We start from the raw sequence: 25772 nt of genomic DNA, 5'->3' as shown, positions 1-25772 counted from the left end.
TCCGTTTGTTATTGTGGTCTCGGGACGGTCACGGATTTATCGTATATGGATTGGAGAGTCATGAGCTTACGACAGCTCTGTGTGTTTTTCACCCTGGCCTGGGCGACGCTTGGCACCGCCAGCGCCAACCCGGAGAAAACCGCCACCAGTGACGACTGGACCCAGGTGGTTCGGAGCTCGCCTTACTGGGTCAGCCAGGGGGTCTACAGCAATGTGTTGACCATTCGCGGCTGGGTGCTGAGGGAATCCGGTTACTGCGCCGATGCCGATCGCCACATTCTGTTTGATATGCGGGGCCAGTTTCTGGCCTGGATCAGCGATGGCGCTGATCGGGACGAAACCCAGGCCCGGCTCAACAATACCCGACAAGCGCTGTTCGATGATAACCGCACCGATACCTGGCTGCCTGGCAAAACAGGCCAGACCGGCTACCCCTTCGCCCTGGCCTGCGACCAGCCACATGTGAACCTGGACGAGGCGGTGGCCCGCTACCTTGGCACCCTGCCTTCGGAGCGTATCTGGGGTGCCTGGGACGATCTGAACTTCGCCTCCAGCGGCCAGCCGGAATCCCTGCACAACGCTCTTCGTTATATCGTCCAAACCCGTCAGGACCAGAATCGTCTGGACCTGCCGCGGGAGCTGCCCCTGTACCTGGCAGGCCAGCTCCTGATCGAAAGCGGTGGCCAGGCCCGCGCCCATTCCGGCGCTAATGCCCGGGGTATCCTGCAACTGTCTCCCTCAGCGCTGTCAGATTGCCAGATCAAACCACGCAATTACTGGCACCGTCTGGCGCAGATCGACTGCGCCCTGCGCCTGATGAATCAGAATGCCCGCAATCTCGAGCCCGCATTTGCCGAGCGCTTTGGCCACCTGCCCGAAACCAAGCAACAGCGCCTGTTCACCTTGCTGCTGATCCAGGCCTACCATGGTGGTGCTGGCCGGGTTGAGGCCCTGCTGAACGACGACGCCCTGTCCAAGCCCGCAGCCTACTTCGCCCAACATCATGACCGATTCACCGCCGGCGACATTGCCTTCGGCATGGTGTTCCATAACCTGGGCCGTGATCGCCTCGGGCTGGCCTCCCTGTATTATGTGGCCGACGTACAGCTGGCCACGGAAGCGCTGTGCCGGTCCCCCCGACTGAGCAACACGGACTTCTGTGCATGGAAATAACTCTCCTGCCCGACAGCCTGAGCCTTCCGGTTGCGGCTTTCCTGTTGGCCTGTTCGGTCCTGACCTCAATGATCACCGCCAGCCTGGGCGCCGGCGGCGGGGTACTGTTGCTGGTACTGATGGCCAACTGGATGCCGCCCGCGGCAATCATCCCGGTGCATGGCATGATCCAGCTCGGCTCCAATGGCGGCCGCGCACTGCTGACTCGGAAACAAGTCGATTGGAAGGTGATTGGCGCCTTCGCGCCGGGTGTACTGGTGGGTGCGGCCCTGGGGGCCTGGCTACTGGTCGATCTGCCGGCCTCTGCCTGGCAACTGACCATCGCCCTGTTTGTGCTGTTTTTGTGCTGGGGACCGGCTCTGCCGAAAGCCTCGTTTGGTAACACGGGAATATTTCTGGCCTCGGGCCTGACCAGCTTCATCAGCCTGTTTGTCGGCGCCACCGGGCCACTGGTTGCGGCCTTTATCAAACAGATTCACCGCGACCGGTTCACCACCGTGGCCACCTTCGCCACCGCCATGACCTTGCAGCACGCGCCCAAGGCGCTGGTTTTCACGGTAGCGGGATTTGTGTTCCCGGATTGGCTGCCCTTCATCCTGGCGATGATTGCCAGTGGCTTTGCCGGAACCTGGCTGGGCCTGCACGTGCTCAAGTCACTCAGTAACCAGTGGTTTCACCAGGCTTTCAATCTGATTTTAACTGCCCTGGCCGCCCGGCTATTGTGGCAGGCTGGCCAGTCCTCAGGCTGGTGGTAAGCTTCAAGACGGAGCTGGCATCAGCACCACGGCGTTGCGACCGCGGGACTTGGCGGTGTAGGAGCCCTCATCGGCCCGGGCCATGACGTCCCGCGGCCCACTGTCACCGGGAGCGAGTTCGGTCAACCCGATACTGGCGGTGACACCAAAGCTTCGACCGTCCTGTTCGATCCGCAAGCCCTCAACCCGCGCCCGAATGCGTTCGGCCAGGGCCTCCGCCCGCTCCAACCCACACATGGGCAGAATAATGCCGAACTCATCACCACCCAGCCGAGCCACGGTGTCCGACTGTCGAACCGTGTCCTTGAACAGGTCGGCCAGACGCTTGAGCAGGTCGTCACCGAGCAGGTGACCGCCTTCGTCGTTTACCGGCTTGAAATGATCCAGATCGATCAGCATCAGCACCGAGCGTGCCGATGGCTCGGTCACTTCTGCCTGGCATTTGAGTAGGGCGGCACTGAAAGCCCTGCGATTAAGCAGGTGGGTCAGACTGTCGTGGGTGGCTTCCCAGGACAGGCGCTCTTCCTGGCGACGGCGTTCGCTGTCATCCCGGATCACGAACACCATACGTTCGTTATACCGGCCCTGACGAACATGAAGCACGGTCAGATCGATATCGTAACGACCGTCGTTGCGATTCTTCAGGGTGGCGTACAGGCTGTCGATATCGCCACCAGTCAGAAAATCATTGTGGGTCAGAACCTTGTCGTCACTCAGTATCTCCACCAGATCAAAGAAATTCTGCTGGGCACAGTCGCCTTCGGCGCCGAGGAACTGGCAGGCAGTCTGGTTGGCGAACCGGATCCGGCCTTCAACATCCACCATCAACACACCTTCCTGGAGCACACTGAGAATATTTTCGGCGCGCTGTTGCTCCTCGCGCAGAGCCTCTTCCACCTCCAACTCCCGGGACACGTCCCGAATAACGGTAATGCTGCCCAGGGTCTTGTCCGGTGTTTCGATCACCGAGCTCATCACATCACCCCAGATCAGGTCCCGCTCGCCGCGACTTGGAATACGGAATCGGCCCCGGAACACTTCCTTACTCTTCAATGACTGTTGCCAGCCGCTCAGTACCGCGTCCCGGTCGGCTTCATAGACACCGTGGATCAGATAGGTGTGCTGGAGTTCGGATGCAGGGCGCCCGATGAGGCTCTCAAAGGCCGGGTTCACGAAATCGATGCGACCAAGGACATCGGTCTGGATAATGCCGATCGGTGCGCTTTGGGTCAGGGAACGGAAAAAGGCCTCCCGCTCCGCCAGCGACGTCAGTACATCTTCGCGCTCGTCCATGACGGTATTGAAAATCTCAGCCACCTGCTGGATTTCCCGACCACCGCGGACATCCACCGGCGCAGAACGAACCCCAAGGTGTCGTTCATTGATTTGCTGGCCCAGAACCTGAAGCGGCGCCATCAGCCGTCGGAAACGCCAGAGTGCAAACGGTGTCACAACGCCGAAAACACCGAGCAGCGTCCACAGGAAGGCATCAGTCATCCGGGTAATCGGTGCAAAAGCTTCCCGAGCCGGCCATACCGCCGCGACAAACCAGGGCACTTGATCCATCTGCTGTACCGACATGATGGTACGGACGCCGTCGCCATTGCGGGTTTGCCGGGTACCTTCAAACCCTTCCATGGCGTCCTTGAGCACCGGATTCTCGACACGCACAGGCACCATCACCTGGCCAGTCCGTCCATGAGCAAGGGTGATACCGCTGCGGGTGGCCACGCCCAGGTAGCCGGTTTCGCCAATACGAAGGCCGGAAACTTCCTCCATGAAATTTTCGCCGCTCAGCAGCAGGGCACCACCAATCATCCCGATAAATCTCTGACGGTGATCGAAAATCGGCGCAGCAATCATCACTGCCGGCTGGTCCTGATGGATAGAGACATAGGGTTCGCTTATGACTGGCGTCAAGCGCTGGGACGCATTCTGAAAATAGTCACGGTGACTGACATTGAAGCCGGTCAAACCGTCGGATTCGGGGTTTTCTGCCAGAATATTCCCATTAACATCAATCAGGTACAAACCATCGAACAGATGTTGGAGGGCGGTTTGCTGACGGACGAGCACACTGGCTCGAGCGGTCAGCACGGCCTCGCCCATGGTGAAGCTTTTGGCTACATGGCTGAGAGTGTCCAACCGGCGCGCCAGACTGTCGTCCATCTCACTCGCCAGCAATTGGGCAATGGTGGACACCTGATTTTTCGCCTGCTGCTCAAGCTCACTCTGGCTAAGCAAGGCACCTACCACAGTAACGACCAGCGCTGACAACAGGGTGAAGCAAATCACCAGCACCACCGCACGGTTCACCAGACTCCCGAGCCAGCGTCTAATCATCATTATGTTCCGGCGTTGAGAGTTTGGGGATTTGGGTCGGGGTTAGGGTTGGGCTAATCAGATCGTCTCCGCAGCTGACCACGTTGTGGTTGGGCTTGATGAATTAAAGACTGACGCCGGCCATTTTAGCAGAGCTGGGGCGATTGTCCGATTACACCTTGCAAACGAATTGATAAGCGTTATCATTTGCACCTGAATTTATTTTTGCGAGGCTCCCCATGCCAGATTCTTCCCTGTATTCATCGGCCGAGCCCTTCAACGGCCCGCTAGCCCAGCTGTTTGAGATGGGTGGGCCAGTGATGATGGTGCTTGCCGCCCTCGCAGTAATCGGGTTCGTAACCTTTCTCTATCTGATGCTGATCGGTGCTTTCTACGCACCACGCCTGACCCGCCATCTGAAAGGCTTCATGAAAGTTTGGCAACAAACACCCGCTGATGCCCAGCCCGAGACGAGCCGGCAGCAGGCCGGAGCCGTCGGCCGCCTTAACCCGTTGCTGCAACTGGTACTCGATACCGCCAAGGCCTGCCAGGAGCAGCGCGACCAGGCCCGTATCAGGACGACGGCGGCCCGGGACGCCCAGCAAGCACTGCAGCCATTTGAAGCCCCCCTGAAGATTATTGAAGTCATTGCCGCGCTTGCGCCGCTGCTGGGGTTGCTGGGTACGGTGATGGGCATGATCGACGCCTTTGGCGCCATGGCGGCATCCGAGGGCCGTGCCAACGCGACGCAACTCAGTGGTGGCATCTACGAGGCTTTGACCACCACCGCCGCTGGCCTGGTGATTGCCATTCCCTTTGCGGCCCTGGCCGCCTGGATCGAATTCCGGCTGCGCCGACTGCACGCCACCATCAACAGTACCCTGGTGACGGTCCTGAATGGCGCTGACGGCCTTGAGCTCGCGACAGCGGGACCGAAGAACGAGCTGGGGCAAGAAGCCGGCACAGGAGACAGCCGCGCGCCACAGGATTTTGCAGCACGCAGTCGACAGCGCCTGGCCCATGCAACTGGTTGAACCCCGGCCCAGCCGACCTATTCCCATTCGCATGACACCGCTGATTGATGTGGTGTTCATCCTTCTGGTGTTTTTCATGCTCACCAGCCGTTTATTGCCCGTGGGTGCACTGGAACTGGCCAATGCCACTCCGGACCAGCGCACCGAGGCCGGTGAGCCGATACCGGAACTGACCGTTGGCAACGACGGCCAGGTACTTTGGCTCAAAAGGGGGCAGGAAAAGGGGCAGTGGTTTGCACTGAACGAGCTGATCCAGACCCTTGCCGCAGCAAAGGTCAGCGAAGTCTCTCTGGGCACCCGCCCGCAAACCACACTGGGGCAGTTCACCCAGGCCCTGACCCGCCTGGACGCCGCCGGTATCGAAACCCATTGGCAACGACAACCTGAACAGACCCCATGACCGACCTGGTTCCACCACCGTTCAGCTCAGGCAAGACCTTGATGGAGCGCGTGGAAGATGCGCTATTGCCCCTGATCAATCTGGTGTTCCTGCTGCTGATGTTTTTTATCGTGGCCGGCCAGATTGCCGATGAACCGCTGCCCGAGCTGCCCACGGCCGAGACCGGAGCGCAGCAGCAGGAGCCCCGGGCCGATCTATCGGTGACCAGCAATGGCGACTGGCAAATCGCCGGTCAAGTCCTGAACACGGAACGCCTCCTTGCGTCGCTGCCGCCGGCAGATCCACAACAGCCGTTGACCGTCGCCGCGGCCGAAGGCCTGGCCATGACCAAACTGGAGAGCCTGTTCAGGGTCCTCGAGAACGCCGGTTACACGGAAATTCTGCTGTTGACGGAACCGGCCTCATGAAAGCGCCCCAGGAATTGATCAGGGCGGGGCTGTTACTGGTCGCGGTGGTGACCGTTGGGCTGATCCTGCTGTTCGCTATATCTCAGCAACCGATCACCCAACTGGCAATGGGCGAGGCGCCCAGCAACACTGCTCCGGCGGTTCGCATCAGCCTGGCCCCACCACAAGAACCTGAACCGGAGGCGGCCCCCGATCAGCCGTCAGAGCCGGAGCCCCAGCCAAAACCCGAACCAGAGCCAGCACCGAAACCGAAACCGGAGCCTGAGCCCGAGCCCGAACCCAAATCAAAGCCTGAACCCAAGCCGGAACCAGTGCCTGAGCCAAAACCGGAGCCAAAGCCCGATCCGGCTCCGGAACCGCCGGCCGAAACCAGCCCGCCTGAACCATCAGCAACCACAGCCACGGACGTTGCCGAGAGCACCGAACCGCAAAACCAGCAGGTACAGCTTGAGGCGGGCAGTTCCGCCAGAATCGATGAATACCTGAACCAGCTCAGCCGGCATCTGAGCCAGCATTACCAATACCCCAGACGGGCACGTCGGTTGGGACAGGAAGGCACGCCACTGGTGGTCTTCAGTTTCGATCGGGAGGGGGAGCTGCTGGAACTGCACTTGAAAACCGGTTCTGGTCACGAGCTGCTCGATGACGCCGCCCTGGAGATGCTCAGAGACGCCGAACCCCTGCCGGCGGTGCCTGCCAGAATGAAAGGCCAGAGTTTCAGCTACGCTCTGCCCGTCCGATTCCGTCTGCGTTGAGCCCGAACTGAACCGAATCGGTCCGAACCACAGTGCAGCACTGACCGAAAAATACGCACTGAACGGGTGCGTGGCATCGGGCGAAAAGGCCAATGAGCCACTGCGAAAAACCAACCACCCTCCGTAAGCCGCTGAACCAAATAGGCTTTAAGCTTCACCTCACGACTCTGGCACAGTCCCTGCACTAACCAGATCAGTAGAGCCAACTTGGGCTCTGCTCACAGCGACAGCATTATTTCAGACAACGGCGTCTGCTCTTCACCCTGCACAGGCAGCATTACAGGTGGTGGGCAGCGCCGTTTTTTTGTGGGCCAGAGGAACCAGTTATGTCTTATATCTTACCTTCCGAGTTCGCGACCAAGATGGTGGACGCGGGTGAATCCAAGATTTTCATGTCCACCCGTGACACCCTGATCCGTGCCTTCATGGCCGGTGCAATCCTGGCCCTGGCGGCGGCGTTTGCCATTACCGTTGCGGTTCAGACCGGGGTATTCCTGATTGGCGCCATCCTGTTCCCGATCGGGTTCTGCATGCTGTACCTGATGGGCTTTGACCTGCTCACCGGCGTGTTCATGCTGACCCCACTGGCACTACTGGATAAGCGCCCGGGGGTTACCCCCAAGGCCATTCTGCGCAACTGGGGCTGGGTGTTCCTGGGTAACCTGGGCGGCGCCCTGACCGTTGCCTTCATGATGGCGTTCATCTTCACCTACGGTTTCAACACCGACCCGGGCGCCGTCGGCGCCAAGATCGCCAGCGTGGGCGAAGACCGCACCCTGGGTTACGCCGAGTTCGGTGCTGCCGGCTGGGCCACCATCTTCATCCGCGGCATGCTGTGCAACTGGATGGTTTCCATGGGCGTGGTTGGCGCGATGATATCCACCAACGTCAGCGGCAAGGTGCTGGCCATGTGGATGCCAATCATGCTGTTCTTCTTCATGGGCTTCGAGCATTCCATCGTGAACATGTTCCTGTTCCCGTCCGCCATGATCATGGGCGGTGAATTCTCGGTCATGGATTACCTGTGGTGGAACGAGATCCCAACCGTTCTGGGTAACCTGGTGGGTGGTCTGGCCTTCACCGGACTCACGCTCTACAGCACCCATGTGCGCACCGCGCCCAAGCGCCCGGCGCCTGCGGCCTTTGACGATTCCGCTTTGGCCAACCGTGCCTGAATCCTGTCCTGATCCGGCCACCGCACAGGCCGGAATGCCCCCGCCGGTGTTGTCACCGGACGGGGGCAAACCCGTTTCAGCACAACTGGAAATCACAGTGGGTCAGTACTCGGATCGCGGACTGAAAACCAGCAATCAGGATTTTCACGGTCTGCTGATTCCCGATCCGCTGCAGCGGGCAACCAAGGGCATTGCGGTGGCCATAGCCGATGGCATCAGTTCCAGCAATGTCAGCCAGGTGGCGAGTGAGTCGGCGGTGGCCGGCTTTCTCAGTGACTACTTCTCCACGCCAGAAACCTGGTCGGTCAAGAAGTCGGTCCAGCGCGTACTGCTGGCCACCAACGCCTGGCTCCACGCCCAGACCCGCCGCAGCCAGTTCCGGTATGACCTCGACCGGGGTTACATCTGCACCCTGAGTGTCCTGGTGCTGAAATCCACCACCGCGCACGTGTTCAACGTGGGCGACTCCCGGATTTACAGGGTTCACAATCGGGCCCTGGAGCAACTGACCACGGATCATCGCCTCTGGCTGTCCCGAACCGAAAGCTGCCTGACCCGCGCCATGGGCATGGATCATCAGCTGGACATCGACTACCAGCAGGCTCCGCTGCAGGTCGGCGATGTGTTCCTGCTGGCCACCGACGGGGTTTATGAATACCTGACCGAAGCGGACATCCTGGAACGGCTGAACCGACACCCGGATAACCTGACAGCGGCCGCCAAAGCCCTGGCCGCAGCGGCACTGGCGGCCGGCAGTGCCGACAACCTGACGGTGCAGATCATCCGCATCGATAACCTACCGAAGTCCCAACAGGCGGGGGAGCTGAGCCGCGAACTGAGCCAGCTGCCGTTCGCCCCGGAACTGGCCCCGGGGCGAACCTTCGACGGCTACCGTATTCAGCGCCAGCTCCACGCCAGTGGCCGCAGCCACGTGTTCCAGGCGGTGGACGAGGCAACGCAGGCACCGGTGGTGATCAAAATCCCATCCACGGATCTTCGTGACGACCCGGAGTATCTGGAACAGTTCGCCACCGAGGAGTGGATTGCCCGTCGCATCTCAAACCCGCACGTAGTACGGCCTTTCGCCCCGGACAGACCCCGCAGCTGGGTCTATCTGGTGACCGAATTCGTGGAAGGCCGAACCCTGAAACAGTGGATGCTGGATCACCCGGCGCCTGCCCTGGAGACGGTTCGCAATCTGGTGGAACAGATCGGGCGGGGCCTACGTGCCTTTCACCGACTGGAGATGGTGCATCAGGACCTGAAACCCGAAAACATCCTGGTGGACGCTGCTGGCACCGTCACTCTGATCGATTTTGGCGCCACCCGGGTCGCCGGCCTGCAGGAAATGACCGACACCGATACCGCACCCTATTCATGCGCCCCCCGCGGCGCGGCCCTGTACAGTGCACCAGAAACCATGCTGGGTGAAGCAGGCAGCTGGCTCGCCGACCAGTTCTCCCTGGGCGTCATCACCTATCAGATGTTGACTGGCCGACTGCCTTTCGGTGCAGAAGTGCCAAAAATACGCAGCCGCAGCCAGCAACGCCGACTCACCTATCAATCGGTCCGGCCGTACCGGGAAGATGTCCCGGTGTGGGTGGATGACGCCCTGGCGAGGGCACTCCATCCCGAACCGCACCGCCGCTATCCGGCACTGTCGGAATTTCTGCACGACCTCCGCCAACCCGGCGCCGACTGGCAAAGCCGGCACCGGCCACCCTTGATGGAGCGACACCCCGTCGCCTTTTGGCAAAGCCTTTCAGCGCTGCTTCTGCTAGCTCTGCTGGCCACCCTGGCGTTCGAATGAGACTGGCCGGGCGAGATTTGGCCCAGCCAGCAACTCCTCGCTCAACACTCGGGCACCGTCTTGCCCGACGCCGACTAAAGCCGACTCAGAGTTCGCCTTAACCACTGTTTTATATAGTCTTTAGTTCACTGGCACGGAGTTTGTAACTATCGGGAAGTCCAGGGAAGACCCACAGGGACACTCATTCAATCACACGTCATGGAGCAGACAATGCCAACTCCTTGTTATATCAGTATCGAAGGCCAGACACAGGGCAACATCACCGCCGGCGCATTCACCTCCGACTCGGTCGGTAACATCTACGTGGAAGGTCACGAAGACGAAGTGCTGGTGCAGGAATTCAGCCATGTGGTCACAGTCCCGACCGACCCCCAGTCCGGCCAACCTTCCGGCCAGCGCGTGCACAAGCCGTTCAAGTTCACCTCTGCCCTGAACAAGGCCACACCGCTGATGTACAACGCCCTGGCCTCCGGCGAAATGCTGCCCAAAGTGGAGCTGAAGTGGTACCGCACCTCGGTTGAGGGCAAGCAGGAGCACTTCTTCTCGACCATCCTTGAAGACGCCACCATCATCGACATCCAGTGCAACATGCCTCACTGCCAGGATGCCGCCAGCGCGGACTTCACCCAGCTGGTCACCACCTCCCTGTCGTACCGCAAGGTCACCTGGGAGCACGCCGTTGCCGGCACCTCCGGCGCTGACGACTGGCGCTCGCCGTTCGAGGCCTGATCCAACCGCGTTGCCATCTCTACATCGGCCAGCCTCAGTGCTGGCCGATGTGGTTTTGCGCCGGCCCCGGGAGCGGGTATCATCAGCATCGATACTCCCGGAAAAGCATTTGCTAGATGGCTCCTTGATGACCAGTACCCAGGCCCGGCAACTCGGCCAACTGATGTGCGACACCACTTACGACGTACTCTGGCAACCAGCCACCGGCTGGCTGACAGACCGCCTCCCAGGCAGCTCCCTGCAGTGTCGTGTCGGTGCCGGCCAGGCCACCTACCACCGTTTTGACCCCCAACGAAAACAGCATCTGATCACCTACGGCGTCCGCATGGTCGAGGCCAAGCAACAGCCAGACACCGCCCATGGCTGGCTGTCCAGCCGGGAAATCCGGAAACGGGGTTATTTTGACGGCCAGTTGAGCCCGCTCAACCTGTTGGCGCACACCTGCTGCCATGAATTCGCGCATCTGTTACAACAGAACGCCGGAAAACGCTTCCGGGGTTCGGTGCACAACCGGCACTTCTACGAGATTCTGGATGAACTGCACGCCAGTGGTGGGGCTGTGGCGGTGCGGCGGTCTCTGGCCATCCGCGCCGCCGACCGTGGCATGGCGCTGTCGACAGAGCCATTCGAGTTGCCAGATCCGGTGGTGGCGCGCAAACACTGGCAGGTCGGCGAGGTAGTGACCTTCGGAGCCGGGAACCGGGAAGTTCAGGGCCGGATTCGCCGGGTCAACCAGAAGACCTGCACGGTTGAGGGCACCGGCCGGTCTGTAGGTTTGCGCTACCGGGTGCCCTTACCGCTACTGCGCAAGGCCGGCTGACCTGAGCTCAGGAAACCTCGGCCGCTTCCGGCGCCGGATATTGACTCAGCAAACCCCGCAGTTCCGGAATGCAGGAGCCACAGTTGGTGCCGCATTTCAGGGCCTGACCAAGCGCTTCCACACTGTCCTCACCGGCCCGAATCGCCTTCGCAATCTGCTTTTCGCCCACCTGGAAACAGCTGCACACCAGTGCGCCGGTGTCTTCGCTGTCCACCGCTCGAGCCGCCAGCAGGCACTGACGTTGCTCGGGGCTCAGGCACTGCGCCTCAAAGCATCGGTCCAGCCAGGCCAGGTCCGGCAACTCGGCAGCACTCGGCGCCACCAACAGAACCGCCTGCAACTGCCCGTCAACGATGCGAGCGGCCCGAAACCGGCCGCAGGCGACATCGCCCATCAACACCTGAGCCGCACCACCCAACCAGGCATCCGCCTCCCGTTCCCAATCCACCGGCTGATTGCCCGCCAGCCACCAGCTCTCGCTGTGACTCAGCGGCTGCCGGGCCCAGTAACCCGAGGGACTGGCCAGTTCCGGCTGCCATCCGCTGGCCGGGCGACGGATCACCCGGGCGTGCCAACGACTCGGCAACGGTTGCAGGCTGGCGACGCCGTGTTTGCCCTCCGGCTGCCCGGAGACCGGATCGGTAACGGCCATCATCAGGTCCGTCGCCGTGCCCCTGGAGGCAAACTGACGGTTCCAGTGGATGGGCACAAACACCTCGCCCGGGCGCTGATCCGGTGTTACCCGAATCCGGCCCACGTATTCGCCACCATTGCGGCCAGTCAGCCGGCCCAGCTCGCCCTCGGCCAGGGTCAGGGCCTCGGCGTCGTTGGGGTGCACCTCAATAAACGGCTCCTGCCGATGGGCGAGCAGCCTTGGTGCCAGGGCGGTCCGGGTCATGGTGTGCCACTGATCGCGAATCCTGCCAGCGTTGACCACCAGCGGCTGGGCCAGCGAGGTCTGTTGACCCGCGCTCACCGTGTGGATGGGCACCATTCGGGCACGACCATCGGGGGTGGCAAAGCCGCCTTGACCAAAGAGTCGGCGGGTACCGGCAATCCCGCCCTCGGGCGAGGCTGAAACTGGCCATTGCACCGGTTCGAATTGGTCGTAATCGGAGTCGGACAGGGTTTTCAGACAATCGATATCAAACTGGCGGCGACTGCCGCTGGCCTGGACGGCAATTCCGGAGAGCGCAGCGTGCTCGCGAAAGATATCCACCGGCCGCTGGTAGCCGAACGCCTCGCCAAAACCCAGCGCCTGGGCCACGCTCGCCATGATCCACCAGTCCGGCTTCACCTCGCCAGGCAGAGGCAGGAACGCTCTTTGCCGGGATATACAGCGCTCGGAATTGGTCACCGTGCCGTCTTTCTCGCCCCAACCGGCGGCGGGCAGCAGGATGTCAGCGTAGGCGGTGGTGTCGGTCTCGGCCATGCAGTCGGAGACAATCACCGTGGGGCAGCGCGCCAGCGCCTCGCGCACCCGCGCCGACTCCGGCAGGCTGACCGCCGGGTTGGTGCCCATGATCCAAAGCACCTTGATCTCGCCCCGATGCACTGCTTCGAAAAGTTCCACGGCTTTCAGGCCGGGGCCCTCGGGAACTCGGCCGGTACCCCAGAACCGAGCCACACTGTCCCGGGCACCGGGGCTGTCGTAGTCCATATGGGCCGCCAGGGTATTGGCCAATCCGCCCACTTCCCGCCCGCCCATGGCGTTGGGCTGACCGGTCAAGGAGAATGGCCCGGCCCCCGGCAAGCCGACCCGGCCTGTGGCCAGATGGCAATTGATAATGCTGTTGCACTTGTCCGTTCCCGCCGACGCCTGATTGATGCCCTGGGAAAAACCGGTCACCGTCCGCGGGGTCTGTGCGAACCATTGGTAAAAGGTTTCCACATCGGCGACCGGAAGATCGCACTGTTCAGCCACAGAACCGGCTGAGGGAGCCGCTTGGGTCGCGGCCGCCAAGGTTTCCTCGAAGCCATGACAGTGGCGGGCGATATAACCCTGGTCCAGGCCACTGTTATCCGCTAGCCACACCAGGAGGCCGTTAAACAGAATAGTGTCTGTGCCTGGTTTCAGTTTCAGGTGCAGGTCCGCCAGCTCTGCAGTGGCGGTCCGGCGCGGGTCAATCACCACCACCCGACGTCCCTGACGGCAGGCCGCTTTCATGCGCTGATACAGCACCGGATGAGCCCAGGCGGCGTTGCTGCCAGCCAGTACCAGCAGATCCGCCAACTCCACATCGTCATAGCAGCCGGGTACACAGTCTTCCCCGAACGCCCGTTTGTGGGCTGCTACTGCCGAAGACATGCAAAGACGGGAGTTGGTATCCACGTGCGGTGTGCCAACAAACCCCTTGGCCAATTTGTTGGCGACGTAATAGTCCTCGGTTAACAACTGGCCTGACAGATAGAACGCCACTGAACCGGGGCCGTGCGTGGCCACCGCCTCCCGAATGGCCCCAGACGCGGCTTTCAGGGCCTCCGGCCAGTCGCTTTCCACACCGGCGAGCCGGGGCCGCAACAGACGACCGGCAGGCACCAGGGTCTCGTGCAAGGCCGAGCCTTTAACACACAGTCGCCCCTGATTGGCCGGGTGCTGCTGATCGCCACTGACTTGCCCGGGCCGGGCCGTCACGCCGCAACCGACGCCACAGTAGGGGCAGGTGGTCCGAACGCCGGTCGCTGTCTGATGCTCGCTGTTCACGTCGTGTCCTTTTGTCTCTAAGCCAAATTGTCTCTAAAACAAAGACGCCCGCTTCCGGGAACCGGTATATCCGGCACAAGGGAGCGGGCGTCTTTGCCTGTTCATAGTTATCAAGAGTGCTGTCTAACGTGTCATCTGAAGTCTTTTTGCTGAGTTAACCGCTGCAATAACAGGGCCATCCTGGCATTCAAGCTATAACGCACCTCGGCGGGCAGGAGCGCCACTTTTCACGGCCCACAATGGTGCAAGGCTTAAAAAAGCGCACTAAAACACATCGGCAACCACACGCCAGATTCCGACCCATTGTCGGGCCTGAATCCTTACTCGACTGTTTTAAAAAACTTTTTTATCTCTGGCACAAGCTGTGCAATCAACACCTTTGAACACTTCAGATCATTGTTGATCCAACAGGCATGGGCGCCTGCCTTCCGACAGCGGAGGGCTGGCGCTTTTTTTTGCCTGCAAGAACATTGCGAGGAAAGCATCCATGAAGACATCCCTGACAACCGTCTCCGGCACACTAAGACAACTGGCCGGACTGGCCGCAGCCGTCTCCCTGATGGCCGGCACCGGTCTGGCCCAGGCCGAAATCGGTGCCCCGGAGAAACCGGACCTGAAGATCGGCTTCATCAAGCTGACCGATATGGCACCCTTGGCCGTAGCCTGGGAACAGGGCTTCTTTATGGACGAAGGCCTGTTTGTCGAGCTCGAAGCCCAGGCCAACTGGAAAGTACTGCTGGACCGGGTCATCACCGGCGAACTGGATGGCGCGCACATGCTCGCCGGCCAACCCCTGGGCGCCTCCATCGGCTACGGAACCCAGGCCGACATCATTACCGCCTTCAGCATGGACCTGAACGGCAACGGCATCACCGTCTCCAACCAGGTCTGGGAAACCATGAGCCAGCACATTCCCGAGGAAAACGGCAAACCGGTGCATCCGATCAGCGCCAGCGCCCTGAAGCCGGTGGTGGAGCAATCCCGGGCGGAAGGCGAACGTTTTCGTATGGGCATGGTGTTCCCGGTATCGACCCACAACTATGAGCTGCGTTACTGGCTGGCCGCCGGCGGCCTGAACCCAGGCTTCTATGCGCCCCAGCGCGGTGACACCAGCGGCACACTAGAAGCGGACGTGCACCTGTCGGTGACGCCACCGCCACAGATGCCCGCCACCATGGAAGCCGGCACTATCCAGGGTTACTGCGTGGGCGAGCCCTGGAACCAGCAGGCGGTGTTCAAGGGCATTGGCGTGCCAGTGATCACCGACTACGAAATCTGGCCCAACAACCCGGAAAAGGTGTTCGGAGTGACCCAGTCCTGGGCCGAGCAGAACCCCAACACCCACCTGCGCCTGCTGCGTTCAATGATTCGCGCCGCGCACTGGCTGGATGAAAACAACAACGCCAACCGTGCCGAAGCCGTGGAAATCCTGGCCCGGTCCAGCTATGTCGGAGCCGACGCCGAGGTCATCGCCAATTCCATGACCGGCACCTTCGAATACGAGAAAGGCGATGTCCGCGAGGTACCAGACTTCAACGTCTTCTTCCGTCATCACGCCACTTACCCTTACCCGTCCGATGCCATCTGGTACCTGTCGCAGATGCGCCGCTGGGGCCAGATTCCCGAGGCCAAATCCGATGACTGGTATATGAAGACCGCAGCCCAGGTATATCGCGGTGACATTTACGCCCAGGCGGCCCAGTCGCTGATCGACGACGGCCTGATGCAGGCCGAGGACTTCCCGGATTTCAGCCAGGAAAACTTCGCCCGCCCGTACCAGGGTGAACTGATCGACGGCGTTGCTTTTACGCCACGCCAGCCGAACGCCTACATCGACAGTTTTGATATCGGCCTGAAAGGCGCCGAGACACCGTAACCGGGCTTAGCCAGGAGAACGACATGACCACCTTAACCAACCCTAGCTCCAGAGCCGGCACACCCGGCTGGCTGAAAGCACTGGCGAGCCGGTTTACCGGCGCCGAGCTGGCCCAGTCGGGCAAGCAACTGCTGCTGCCCACCATCGGCATCCTGATCTTCCTCGGGTTCTGGCATCTGGCCGCGCCTCAGGTCAACACATCCCTTGGCGCCTTTCCGGGCCCGGCTCAGGTCTGGGAGCAGGGCGGTCAGCTCTGGCAGGAACACACCAACCAACGGGAGCGAGCCGACAAGTTCGTGACCATGCAGGAAGAGCGTAATGCGCGCATCCTGGCCGACAATCCGGATGCCGAGGTCAAAATCCGCGACTACCCGGCCGCACCCACCTTTCTGGACCAGGTGGTTACCAGCCTGATCACCGTGCTTGCAGGCTTTTTTCTGGCGACGGTGATTGCGGTGCCACTGGGCATTGTCTTTGGCCTGAACCACTACTTTCAGGCGGCGGTCAATCCACTGATCCAGATATTCAAACCGGTATCGCCGCTGGCCTGGCTGCCGCTGGTGACGATGGTGGTCTCGGCCACCTACGTCAGCGACGACCCGATGTTCGAGAAGTCGTTCCTGACCTCCATGATCACTGTCACCCTGTGCAGCCTCTGGCCCACGCTGATCAACACCAGTGTCGGCGTGGCGGCGGTGAATCCAGACCTTCTGAATGTGTCCCGGGTCCTGCGCCTGTCGTTCTGGACCCACGTGCGCAAGGTGGTACTACCCTCATCGGTACCCATGATCTTTACCGGCCTGCGGGTCTCTCTGGGTATCGCCTGGATGGTGCTGATTGCGGCGGAAATGCTGGCCCAGAGCCCGGGCCTGGGCAAGTTCGTGTGGGACGAATTTCAGAATGGCAGTAGTCAGTCCCTGAGCCGGATCATGGTGGCGGTACTGGCCATCGGTTTTATCGGTTTTCTGCTGGATCGGCTGATGCTGATGATCCAGAAGAAAGTCGCCTGGAATGAATAACGGAGACCATCATGACTAAAGCACATCTGGAATTGACCGGCGTGGAAATGGCCTTTGAGACACCGAAAGGTTCCTTCGTCGCACTCGACAACCTCAACCTGAAAATCAAGAAGGGCGAGTTTGTGTCCTTGATCGGTCACTCAGGCTGCGGCAAATCCACCGTGCTGAACATTGTCGCCGGCCTGCTGCAAGCCACCAAGGGCGGCTGCGTTCTGGACGGCCATGAGGTCAACTCGCCGGGACCGGAGCGGGCGGTGGTGTTTCAGAACCACGCCCTGATGCCCTGGCTGACCGTGTACGAAAACGTGGAACTGGCGGTGCAACAGGTATTCCGCAAGTCCATGGCGAAACAGGAGCGCAAGGACTGGATTCATCACAACCTGGAGCTGGTGAACATGGCCCACGCCGCCAACAAGCGGCCGGGGGAGATTTCCGGCGGCATGGCGCAGCGAGTGGGCATTGCACGGGCGTTGGCGATGAAGCCCAGCGTATTGCTGATGGATGAGCCGTTCGGCGCGCTGGATGCGCTGACCCGGGCCCACCTGCAGGATTCGCTGATGGAGATTCAACAGGAGCTTAACAATACGGTGATCATGATCACCCACGACGTCGACGAAGCCGTACTGCTGTCCGACCGCATTATCATGATGACCAACGGCCCGTCAGCCACCGTCGGAGAGGACCTGCGCATCGAACTGCCGCGGCCACGAAACCGGGTGACCCTGGCGGATGATCCCACGTATGTGCACTACCGCCAGGAAGTATTGAAGTTCCTGTACGAGAAACAGCGCAAGCTGGAGAACATCAAGACCCGCAAAGCCCGCAGCACAGACCAGGAGAACAGCACCGCTCAGGCCGCAGGCGCCTGAGCCTAACCGCTCTTTTCTCCGTTTTTACTTTAGAACATCGGCCATGGAGACCAGGGCCCGAGCCACCTCGGGTAGCTTCTTGCCCTGGTTCATGGCCAGTTTCCGGAGCACCCGGTGAGCCTCGTTGTTGTCGATCTTGCGATGCTCCATCAGCAGAAGCACCGCTTTCTCCTGGGTTCTCCGATCTTCCAGCGCCTCCTTGGCGCTCTGCAGTTCGTCGGTCATCTGCTGCAACCGGCGAGTCTGTTCCTGCACCAGATCAAAGATGGATCGACCAAACTGCTGACCCACACCCTCACTGTTCCAGGCTTCCCCGGACCGGGCATCATCGCCGGAATCGCACAGCACCAGCAGCGGCTGCGCTGGCGGGTTCTGCTCGTCCAGTGACGCGATCAGGGTTTCCTGGTGGGCCAGGGAGTTTCGAGCCTCGGCAAAACGTTCGACACAGCGGGTGTGGAAACTGCCCTCAACCGCGTCTTCAACCTTCTTGAGTTCATCCATGCGTTCCGACATCAGCGCAAACCAGCGATCCGCCAGCCCGGAGTCCAGGGTTTTATAGCGCCCCACCGAACAGCCGAGCTGACGCAGGCGCTCGATTTCTGTCTCCCGGTCATGGGAACGCAAGGTCTGCCACAAGGCACGGCTGTCGTCATCGGCAAAGCTGACAAACACCTCAAAACAACGTTCCTGTGCTTCAACCAGGTGCGTCATGCGCTTGGATAGTGCACTGTCGAAGCCGCCACTAGAGAAGCCGGCCGAACCCACGGCACGCTCCTGACCACAGAATTCCTTGCCATTCATCAGGTGCACCATGGCCACCAGCAACCCGGCCAGGGACGGATCAACCGCGGTGTCGGCAGCTTCAAACACCACCGTGATCAGTGCGTGGATCCGGCCGCCATAAGCCTCGGTGGCCTCTGCCGCGGACACCGCCTGCGCGGCTACCTGGGAGCGCAATGCGGGCAACTGCTGCAATCCGTGCAGGGCATTGGCGAGATGGTTCAGCAGATGACTGCTGACCGGATGCGCCGTCAGCGCCTCCTGCACCTCAGCCAGAGCCTGCTCAAACAGCTCCGCTAACCGGTCGGATTCCTGAATCATCGCTTCCCGCTCGTCGGCAAATTTCTCGCCGCCCGAGCCCAGGAACACGTTGGAGGCGCCCCGCTCCCGCTGCAGGCCGTGCACCAGGTTACTGATGCTCTGCACCACCTTTCCCATCTGCAGGAAGTACTGGAGGTTCATCAGTTCGCATTGCCGTGACGCAATCAGGAAATCCGCGGCGGTGGGTGGTTTCGGATTGTGCTGCTGTCGCTTGGTGTTCATGAAAGTACTCCCGGCACTGGCCGTGCTGTCTCGATAGCAATTACCGCAGCAATAACTACGCCAGAGGAAGCCTCAAAGTCGTGCAAAACGCCCCAGCACGGGGCAGATAATCCTGCCGGGAACCGCCAACACAACCAACGAAAATCAGTATCTAACTGATTTAATAGGACTTAAAAAACTGGCACGAAGATCGCAGAGTCTTTGGCAAGGATGAATGTCCCGGCCAAGGATTCGGCCGGACCATCAGATCATTGTTGTTGGCATTGGCGCCGGACCATCGATTCCCCTCGGGGATGCGATGCTCCGGCTTTTTTTATGGGTTCAGGAAAAGGTTCAGGAAATCGGAGCGCGGCTATGACCAGGACTATAAGCGGAAACAGGGAGCGCACCTTGGTGCTTTGCGGCCACGGCATGGTGGCGCAGCGCTTCCTGGAAGAACTGATGACCCAGGCGCCAGTGCCCTACCAGAGCATCATTGTCTTCAACGGCGAGAACCGGCCAGCTTATAACCGCATCCAGCTGTCGGCGCTTTTAAGCGGTGATGCCGATGAGGACAGCCTGACACTGAAGCCCGACGACTGGTTCGCCAGCCACGGCATCCAGGTGCATCACGGCGAACCGGTCCGTGCCATCAACCGCCAGGAGCACACCGTGACCACCCTGACCGGTCGCAGCCAGCATTACGACACCCTGGTACTGGCTACCGGCTCCCGGCCCGGGCAATTGGGGCTGCCGGGTGAAGACCTGGACGGCGTCCGCTACTTCCGGGACATCAACGACACCCGAACCTTGATCGAGCAGAGCGAAACCCGGCAGCGCGCGGTCGTGGTCGGCGGCGGATTTCTGGGCCTGGAGGCGGCCGCCGGCCTACTCCGTCGCGGCGTTACCGTCACCGTGCTGCACCGCAGCAACTACCTGTTGAACCGGCAGCTGGATACCGTGGGCGGCCAACTGTTGGCCGAGGCACTGGAACGCAAGGGCCTGAACATTCTCACCGGAACCGCCCCGCTTCAGTTGTTGGGCCGGGACCGGGTCCGGGCCGTGCAACTGAGTGACCAGACCCTGATCAGCACCGATCTGGTGGTCATTGCCACCGGCATAGTGCCGAACCGGGAACTGGCCGAGACCGCAGGCCTGGACTGCGGCCGAGGTATTCGGGTGAGTCCTCAGCTGCGCACCAGCGACCCTGACATCTACGCCCTGGGCGAGTGCTGTGAACTGAACAACGAAACCTTTGGCCTGGTGGAGCCCGGCTACCAGCAGGCCCGAATACTCGCCCGGGTGCTTGCCAACGACACCGGTGCTGCGGGCTGGGCCCCATCGGTCATCGCCACCCGGCTCAAGATCAGCGACGTGCCGGTGTTTTCCTGCGGTCAGCAGAACCCAGATGAGGCCACCGAATCACTAATCTTCCGGGATTTCGACAACGGCAGTTACAGCCATCTACTGGTCCGCGAAAACCGCCTGATAGGCGTGGTGCTCATTGGCAACACCAGCCAGGGCCCCTGGTACCAGGAGCTGATTACCGACCACACCGACATCACCGGCATCCGCGCCCAACTGCCCTTTGGCAAACCATTTTGTGAGGCGGCGGCCTGAGCCGCTGCCAGGAGAGAGGACATCACCATGAGCAAGAAAACCCTGATCGTCGTTGGCAATGGCATGGTTGGCCATCACTTCCTCGAACAGCTGGTCGCCAGCCCGGCCGCCGCAAACTACAACATCCTGGTCTTTGGCGAAGAGAAACAGCTGGCCTATGACCGGGTGCATCTGTCGGAATACTTTGCCGGGTCCACCCACGCCGATCTCGCCATGGGCACCGCGGACTGGTACACCGAACAGGGCATCCAACTGCTGCTAAACGAGCCGGTCACGGGGCTGGATCGCGACCAGCGCACGGTGACCACCCCCAAGGGCGATTACAACTACGATGAGCTGGTGCTGGCCACCGGTTCCTACCCGTTCGTGCCGCCCATTGAAGGCAAAGAGCACCCGCACTGCTTTGTTTACCGCACCCTGGAAGATCTGGATGCTATCCGTGCCAGCGCCCAGGCTGGCAAGTCCGGCGTGGTGGTCGGCGGCGGCCTGCTGGGTCTCGAAGCCGCCAATGCGCTCAAAAGTCTGGGCCTGCAGGCCCATGTAGTGGAGTTTGCACACCGGCTGATGCCGGTACAGCTGGACAGCGACGGCGGCGCGCTGCTGCGCCACAAGATCGAAGAACTTGGCGTGCAGGTACACACCGAAAAGGCCACTACCGCCATTGTCGCCGGCGAAGAAGCTCGCCTGCGTATGAACTTCAGCGATGACAGCCACCTGGAAACCGACCTGATCGTGTTCTCCGCCGGTATCCGGCCCCAGGATGCGCTGGCCCGAGCCAGCGGTCTGGAGGTCGGCGAACGGGGCGGTATCGTGGTGAACGATCAGTGCACCACCTCAGACCCGCACATCCACGCCATTGGCGAGTGTGCGCTCTGGGATCAGCGCATTTTCGGCCTGGTTGCCCCCGGCTACACCATGGCCCGCACCCTGGCGTCGGTTCTGAACGGCGATACCGACGCCGCCTTCACCGGCGCCGACATGAGCACCAAGCTGAAACTGCTGGGTGTGGATGTCGGCTCCATCGGCGATGCCCACGGCCAGACTCCGGGCGCCCGCAACATCCGTTTCAACGACGAACAAATCGGCCACTACCGCCGCATGGTCATCAGCGAGGATGGCAAGAAACTGCTCGGGGCCATCCTGGTCGGCGACAACAGCCACTACGACACCCTGCTGCAATACGCCCTCAACGGCATTGCCCTGCCGGACAACCCGGAAACCCTGATCCTGCCGGAGAGCCAGGGCGGCGCCCCGGCCCTGGGCCCGGATGCCTTGCCGGAAACGGCGTCGATCTGTTCCTGCCACAACGTCACCAAGGGCGACATCTGTGGCGCTATTGATGCCGGCTGCGGCGACCTCGGCAGCGTCAAGGCCGAAACCAAGGCCAGCACCGGCTGTGGCGGCTGCACCGCACTGCTGAAAAACGTGGTCGACAGCGAACTGGAAAAACGCGGCGTGGAGGTCAGCAAGGACCTGTGCGAACACTTTCCGTACAGCCGCCAGGAGCTGTTCCATCTGGTTAAAGTGAACGGAATCCGAACCTTTTCCACCCTGATCCGCCAGCACGGCCGTGGTCACGGCTGCGACATCTGCAAGCCGGCGGTGGGCTCAATCCTTGCCAGCTGCTGGAACGAACATATCCTGGCCACCGACCATGTGCCGCTACAGGACACTAACGACACCTTCATGGCCAACATGCAGAAGAACGGCACCTATTCCATCGTGCCGCGCATTCCCGGTGGCGAGATCACCCCGGACAAGCTGATCGTGCTGGGAGAGGTGGCCAAACAGTACAACCTGTACACCAAAATCACCGGCGGCCAGCGGGTCGATCTTTTTGGCGCCACCCTGAGTGAGCTGCCGGAGATCTGGGAAAAGCTGATCGCCGCCGGCTTCGAGACCGGTCACGCTTACGGCAAGTCCCTGCGTACGGTGAAATCCTGTGTCGGCAGCACCTGGTGCCGCTACGGCGTGCAGGACAGTGTCGGCATGGCGATCCGTCTGGAAGACCGCTACAAGGGCCTGCGGGCACCGCACAAGGTCAAGATGGCGGTTTCCGGCTGTACTCGGGAATGCGCCGAGGCCCAGAGCAAGGACTTCGGGGTGATCGCCACCGAAAATGGCTGGAATCTGTATGTCTGTGGCAATGGCGGCATGCGTCCGCGCCACGCCGATCTGTTTGCCACCGACCTGTCGGACGAGGAACTGATCCGCACCATCGACCGGGTGGTGATGCTCTATGTGCGCACCGCCGACCGGCTGCAGCGCACCAGTGTCTGGATGGAAAATCTGGAGGGTGGCCTGGAGTACCTCAAGCAGGTGGTGCTGGAGGACAGTCTGGGGATCTGTGCGGAACTGGAGGAGCACATGGATGGCATTGTTGGCACATACCAGTGTGAGTGGAAGACGGCAGTGGAGGATCCGGAGAAACGGAAGCGGTTCCGGGAGTTTGTGAATGCGCCGGCGCAGAAGGATCCGGTGCAGCAGTGGACTACGGAGCGGGATCAGCGGCGGCCGGTGCTTGAGTCGGCCTAGCCTGCTGGCCTCGGGGTGGAGCGAGGGGCACGGGGATGCTTTTCTTCTGGGAAAAATAACTCGCTTCGCTCAGACATCTTTTTCCCTGACAGAAAAGCATCCCCATACCCCCCCACTCAGTGAACTTTCGAAGATAGAAAGCAAAAGAATTAGGGAGAACAATCATGAAAGCTCGGACTTGTTGGGAATCAGTTTGTACGGTAGAGGATCTGGTGCCGGAATCGGGCATCGCGGTCTGGACGGAGGACGGACCAGTAGCGGTGTTTTATCTGCCGCATCGGCTGCCGGCGTTGTTCGCCATCAGCCATACCGATCCGTTCAGCGGCGCCAATGTACTGGCCCGGGGGCTGACTGGCGATCTGAAGGGACAGCCGGTAGTGGCTTCGCCATTGTACAAACAGCATTTCAATCTGGTGACCGGCCAGTGCCTGGAGGACGATTCAGTATCTGTTCAAACCTACCCGGTGTTGCTGGACGGCAATGAGATTCGGCTTGAGGTTCCGATCAAGCAATCAGAGACCGAGGCGGCCTGATCAGGCTTTGAGGATAAACAGGGCAGTGACTTCGCGAGGCAGTTTTCTCGTGTAAGATCAAGGCAAACACCAAGAACAAGGATGCCTCTGTGAAGTCACTCAGTCCCACCGACCAGTTGTTCCTTTGGCTCGAAAAACGTCAACAGCCCATGCACGTAGGTGGCTTGCAGCTGTTTTCATTTCCAGAAGATGCGCCCGATGACTATGTTGCCCAACTGGCTGAGCAGCTCCGCCAGCAAACCCAGGTTACCGCACCGTTTGACCGGCGTCTGAACAGTCGGTTGGGACAGCCAGTCTGGGTGCACGATGAACACCTGGATCTGGAGCACCATTTCCGCTTTGATGCCCTGCCCACGCCGGGCGGGGTTCGTGAGCTGCTGAGGTTTGTCTCGGCCGAGCACTCTCACCTGATGGATCGGGAGCGGCCGCTGTGGGAGTTTCACCTGATCGAGGGGTTGGGTAATCGTCAGTTCGCGCTGTACAGCAAGATTCACCATTCCCTGGTAGATGGTGTTTCCGCCATGCGCATGTTCCAGCGCATGCTGTCCACCGACCCTTCCAAGCGCAATATGCCGCCAATCTGGGCTCTACCCCGGCGCAGTGGCAGGAAAACGGATGATGGCCAGCCTTCTCTCTGGCAGACCATCGGACAAATTCTGGGAGCATCGGGCAAACAACTTGGCACGCTGCCCAAGGTGACCCGGGAGCTGCTGCGTACGGTGAACGAGGCCCGCAAGGATCCGGCCTACGATTCCATCTTCCATGCCCCCCGCTGTGTGCTGAACGAGAAGATCACCGGTTCCCGCCGCTTCGCCGCCCAGTCCTATTCGCTGTCGCGGATCCGGGGTATTTGCCAGGCCTTCGACACCACCGTCAACGATGTGGTTACCGCCATGTGCGCCAATGCCCTGCGAACCTATCTGATGAACCAGGATGCACTGCCGGAGAAGCCATTGATCGCCATGGTGCCGGTGTCGCTGCGCAAGGATGACAGTGCGGAGGGCAACCAGGTCGGCGTTATTCTGGCCAATCTGCATACCGATGAACCTGACCCGGTGGAACGGCTGATCAAGATTCATCAGGGCATTCGCGCCGCGAAAGAACGCTACGCCAACATGTCATCCGAGGAAATCATCAACTACACGGCGATGCTGCTCTCGCCTGCCGCTTTCCACCTGCTCACGGGCCTGGCCCCGAAATGGCAGACCTACAACGTGGTGATTTCCAACGTGCCCGGTCCCAAGGAAACCAGTTATTGGAACGGCGCCAAACTTGAAGGCATGTACCCGGTCTCCATTGCCATGGACCGGCTGGCCCTGAACATGACACTCACCAGCTACAACGACCAGGTGGAGTTTGGCCTCATCGGCTGCCGCCGCACTCTGCCCAGCCTCCAGCGCATGCTGGATTACCTGGAAGAGGGTTTGACCGAGCTGGAGCAAGCGGCCGCCCGGTGATCAGCCGAACCGCCGTTCCCTGTTGCGCTCGGAGATCTGGTCATTGAGGGTCCAGAAATCGAACAGCACACCCAGCAGGAACAGGCCGCCGGTCAGAAGGTAGATAATGCCGGTGATCCACTTACCCTGGTACATCCGGTGCAGACCAAAGACCCCGGTGAAGGTCAGCAACAGCCAGCCAATGTTGTAGCTGACCTCGCCGTCCCGGAACTTCAGGTCCGCTTCCCGATCCATGGCCGGAATCAGAAACAGGTCAATGATCCAGCCGATGAAGAACAGGCCCAGGGTGAAAAACCAGATGGTGCCGGTGATCGGCTTGCCGTAGTAAAAGCGGTGGGAGCCGAGGAATCCGAAGATCCAAAGCAGGTAGCCAAAGAGTTTGCTGTGGGTATCGGTTCTGTCCATTACTCTCCCGTTTTCCTTGCCAGTTACGTGAAATCTCTGCTTTTCACTATGTGGTGACAACCTCAGCTTTCA

At 60.8% G+C, this 25772-nt stretch carries 21 protein-coding genes; 17 read left to right on the top strand and 4 right to left on the bottom strand.

Annotated elements, in window-relative coordinates:
- Positions 1–60: 60 nt before the first annotated feature.
- Complete coding sequence (locus tag QUE89_RS00900; RefSeq protein ID WP_286221426.1) at positions 61–1173, top strand: lysozyme family protein; 1113 nt, start codon at positions 61–63, stop codon at positions 1171–1173.
- Positions 1164–1928: a sulfite exporter TauE/SafE family protein gene (locus QUE89_RS00895; RefSeq protein WP_286221425.1), complete on the top strand. Its 765-nt coding sequence runs from the start codon at positions 1164–1166 to the stop codon at positions 1926–1928. The genes QUE89_RS00900 and QUE89_RS00895 overlap by 10 nt, the downstream gene beginning before the upstream one ends.
- A 3-nt stretch (positions 1929–1931) precedes the next feature.
- On the opposite strand, the gene QUE89_RS00890 is transcribed toward QUE89_RS00895, so the two are convergent.
- On the bottom strand, positions 1932–4274 hold the full coding sequence (locus QUE89_RS00890) for a sensor domain-containing diguanylate cyclase (protein WP_353506797.1): 2343 nt from the start codon (positions 4272–4274) through the stop codon (positions 1932–1934).
- Positions 4275–4489: 215 nt separating this feature from the next.
- Between QUE89_RS00890 and QUE89_RS00885 the strand changes: the two genes are divergently transcribed.
- The 8 genes from QUE89_RS00885 to QUE89_RS00850 all read left to right on the top strand — a co-directional run bounded on the left by QUE89_RS00885 (position 4490) and on the right by QUE89_RS00850 (position 11380).
- Entirely contained in the window at positions 4490–5284 is a 795-nt protein-coding gene (locus QUE89_RS00885; protein ID WP_286221424.1) for a MotA/TolQ/ExbB proton channel family protein, read from the top strand.
- Positions 5271–5684: an ExbD/TolR family protein gene (locus tag QUE89_RS00880; RefSeq protein WP_286221423.1), complete on the top strand. Its 414-nt coding sequence runs from the start codon at positions 5271–5273 to the stop codon at positions 5682–5684. The genes QUE89_RS00885 and QUE89_RS00880 overlap by 14 nt, the downstream gene beginning before the upstream one ends.
- Complete coding sequence (locus QUE89_RS00875) at positions 5681–6091, top strand: ExbD/TolR family protein (RefSeq protein WP_286221422.1); 411 nt, start codon at positions 5681–5683, stop codon at positions 6089–6091. The genes QUE89_RS00880 and QUE89_RS00875 overlap by 4 nt, the downstream gene beginning before the upstream one ends.
- Positions 6088–6846, top strand: coding sequence for an energy transducer TonB (locus QUE89_RS00870; RefSeq protein WP_286221421.1), 759 nt, complete (start codon positions 6088–6090; stop codon positions 6844–6846). The genes QUE89_RS00875 and QUE89_RS00870 overlap by 4 nt, the downstream gene beginning before the upstream one ends.
- Before the next feature lie 326 nt (positions 6847–7172).
- Positions 7173–8021 carry a formate/nitrite transporter family protein gene (locus QUE89_RS00865; RefSeq protein WP_286221420.1) on the top strand — a complete coding sequence of 283 codons (849 nt, stop codon included), beginning with the start codon at positions 7173–7175 and terminating at the stop codon, positions 8019–8021.
- Between the two features lie 34 nt (positions 8022–8055).
- The gene (locus tag QUE89_RS00860; protein WP_286222940.1) at positions 8056–9831 is read left to right on the top strand and encodes a bifunctional protein-serine/threonine kinase/phosphatase; all 1776 of its coding nucleotides are present in this window, start codon (positions 8056–8058) and stop codon (positions 9829–9831) included.
- 210 nt (positions 9832–10041) lie between these two features.
- On the top strand, positions 10042–10560 hold the full coding sequence (locus QUE89_RS00855; protein WP_203299042.1) for an Hcp family type VI secretion system effector: 519 nt from the start codon (positions 10042–10044) through the stop codon (positions 10558–10560).
- Between the two features lie 109 nt (positions 10561–10669).
- Positions 10670–11380, top strand: a complete 711-nt coding sequence (locus tag QUE89_RS00850) for a hypothetical protein (protein WP_353506796.1) — start codon at positions 10670–10672, stop codon at positions 11378–11380.
- A gap of 7 nt (positions 11381–11387) precedes the next feature.
- Here QUE89_RS00850 and QUE89_RS00845 read toward each other — a convergent pair whose 3' ends face one another.
- A complete protein-coding gene (locus QUE89_RS00845) occupies positions 11388–14084 on the bottom strand; it encodes a nitrate reductase (RefSeq protein ID WP_286221419.1) in 2697 nt (898 codons plus the stop codon).
- Between the two features lie 559 nt (positions 14085–14643).
- On the opposite strand from QUE89_RS00845, the gene QUE89_RS00840 reads away from it, so the two are divergent.
- From QUE89_RS00840 to QUE89_RS00830, 3 genes are read left to right on the top strand one after another with little or no spacing between them, the layout of a single operon-like run.
- Positions 14644–15960 (top strand): CmpA/NrtA family ABC transporter substrate-binding protein, encoded by a 1317-nt coding sequence (locus tag QUE89_RS00840; protein WP_286222938.1) that lies wholly within the window; start codon positions 14644–14646, stop codon positions 15958–15960.
- Between the two features lie 23 nt (positions 15961–15983).
- On the top strand, positions 15984–16979 hold the full coding sequence (locus QUE89_RS00835) for an ABC transporter permease (RefSeq protein WP_138439872.1): 996 nt from the start codon (positions 15984–15986) through the stop codon (positions 16977–16979).
- An 11-nt stretch (positions 16980–16990) separates the two neighbouring features.
- Entirely contained in the window at positions 16991–17848 is an 858-nt protein-coding gene (locus QUE89_RS00830; protein WP_286221418.1) for an ABC transporter ATP-binding protein, read from the top strand.
- A gap of 24 nt (positions 17849–17872) precedes the next feature.
- Here QUE89_RS00830 and QUE89_RS00825 read toward each other — a convergent pair whose 3' ends face one another.
- Positions 17873–19171, bottom strand: coding sequence for a nitrate- and nitrite sensing domain-containing protein (locus QUE89_RS00825; RefSeq protein WP_286221417.1), 1299 nt, complete (start codon positions 19169–19171; stop codon positions 17873–17875).
- A gap of 354 nt (positions 19172–19525) precedes the next feature.
- Between QUE89_RS00825 and QUE89_RS00820 the strand changes: the two genes are divergently transcribed.
- The 4 genes from QUE89_RS00820 to QUE89_RS00805 all read left to right on the top strand — a co-directional run bounded on the left by QUE89_RS00820 (position 19526) and on the right by QUE89_RS00805 (position 25295).
- Positions 19526–20770 carry an NAD(P)/FAD-dependent oxidoreductase gene (locus QUE89_RS00820; RefSeq protein WP_286221416.1) on the top strand — a complete coding sequence of 415 codons (1245 nt, stop codon included), beginning with the start codon at positions 19526–19528 and terminating at the stop codon, positions 20768–20770.
- A 27-nt stretch (positions 20771–20797) separates the two neighbouring features.
- Positions 20798–23305, top strand: a complete 2508-nt coding sequence (gene nirB / locus QUE89_RS00815) for a nitrite reductase large subunit NirB (RefSeq protein WP_286221415.1) — start codon at positions 20798–20800, stop codon at positions 23303–23305.
- A gap of 164 nt (positions 23306–23469) precedes the next feature.
- The gene (gene nirD, locus QUE89_RS00810) at positions 23470–23838 is read left to right on the top strand and encodes a nitrite reductase small subunit NirD (protein WP_286221414.1); all 369 of its coding nucleotides are present in this window, start codon (positions 23470–23472) and stop codon (positions 23836–23838) included.
- A gap of 89 nt (positions 23839–23927) precedes the next feature.
- Positions 23928–25295: a WS/DGAT/MGAT family O-acyltransferase gene (locus QUE89_RS00805; protein ID WP_286221413.1), complete on the top strand. Its 1368-nt coding sequence runs from the start codon at positions 23928–23930 to the stop codon at positions 25293–25295.
- Here the strand turns inward: QUE89_RS00805 and QUE89_RS00800 are convergent, their stop codons facing one another.
- Entirely contained in the window at positions 25296–25700 is a 405-nt protein-coding gene (locus tag QUE89_RS00800; protein ID WP_286221412.1) for a TM2 domain-containing protein, read from the bottom strand. It lies immediately after the preceding gene.
- Positions 25701–25772: the final 72 nt, after the last annotated feature.

This window comes from Marinobacter sp. LA51, assembly GCF_030297175.1.
In the GTDB taxonomy this organism is placed as follows: domain Bacteria; phylum Pseudomonadota; class Gammaproteobacteria; order Pseudomonadales; family Oleiphilaceae; genus Marinobacter; species Marinobacter apostichopi.
This window is presented reverse-complemented; position numbering and strand designations above follow the sequence as displayed.

Bases quoted from the DNA above. Each gene is read 5' to 3' on its own strand.
- QUE89_RS00900 (WP_286221426.1), top strand. From the start codon at position 61: ATGAGCTTACGACAGCTCTGTGTGTTTTTCACCCTGGCCTGGGCGACG.
- QUE89_RS00895 (WP_286221425.1), top strand. From the start codon at position 1,164: ATGGAAATAACTCTCCTGCCCGACAGCCTGAGCCTTCCGGTTGCGGCT.
- QUE89_RS00890 (WP_353506797.1), bottom strand. From the start codon at position 4,274: ATGATGATTAGACGCTGGCTCGGGAGTCTGGTGAACCGTGCGGTGGTG.
- QUE89_RS00885 (WP_286221424.1), top strand. From the start codon at position 4,490: ATGCCAGATTCTTCCCTGTATTCATCGGCCGAGCCCTTCAACGGCCCG.
- QUE89_RS00880 (WP_286221423.1), top strand. From the start codon at position 5,271: ATGCAACTGGTTGAACCCCGGCCCAGCCGACCTATTCCCATTCGCATG.
- QUE89_RS00875 (WP_286221422.1), top strand. From the start codon at position 5,681: ATGACCGACCTGGTTCCACCACCGTTCAGCTCAGGCAAGACCTTGATG.
- QUE89_RS00870 (WP_286221421.1), top strand. From the start codon at position 6,088: ATGAAAGCGCCCCAGGAATTGATCAGGGCGGGGCTGTTACTGGTCGCG.
- QUE89_RS00865 (WP_286221420.1), top strand. From the start codon at position 7,173: ATGTCTTATATCTTACCTTCCGAGTTCGCGACCAAGATGGTGGACGCG.
- QUE89_RS00860 (WP_286222940.1), top strand. From the start codon at position 8,056: ATGCCCCCGCCGGTGTTGTCACCGGACGGGGGCAAACCCGTTTCAGCA.
- QUE89_RS00855 (WP_203299042.1), top strand. From the start codon at position 10,042: ATGCCAACTCCTTGTTATATCAGTATCGAAGGCCAGACACAGGGCAAC.
- QUE89_RS00840 (WP_286222938.1), top strand. From the start codon at position 14,644: ATGGCCGGCACCGGTCTGGCCCAGGCCGAAATCGGTGCCCCGGAGAAA.
- QUE89_RS00835 (WP_138439872.1), top strand. From the start codon at position 15,984: ATGACCACCTTAACCAACCCTAGCTCCAGAGCCGGCACACCCGGCTGG.
- QUE89_RS00830 (WP_286221418.1), top strand. From the start codon at position 16,991: ATGACTAAAGCACATCTGGAATTGACCGGCGTGGAAATGGCCTTTGAG.
- QUE89_RS00825 (WP_286221417.1), bottom strand. From the start codon at position 19,171: ATGAACACCAAGCGACAGCAGCACAATCCGAAACCACCCACCGCCGCG.
- QUE89_RS00820 (WP_286221416.1), top strand. From the start codon at position 19,526: ATGACCAGGACTATAAGCGGAAACAGGGAGCGCACCTTGGTGCTTTGC.
- nirB (WP_286221415.1), top strand. From the start codon at position 20,798: ATGAGCAAGAAAACCCTGATCGTCGTTGGCAATGGCATGGTTGGCCAT.
- nirD (WP_286221414.1), top strand. From the start codon at position 23,470: ATGAAAGCTCGGACTTGTTGGGAATCAGTTTGTACGGTAGAGGATCTG.
- QUE89_RS00800 (WP_286221412.1), bottom strand. From the start codon at position 25,700: ATGGACAGAACCGATACCCACAGCAAACTCTTTGGCTACCTGCTTTGG.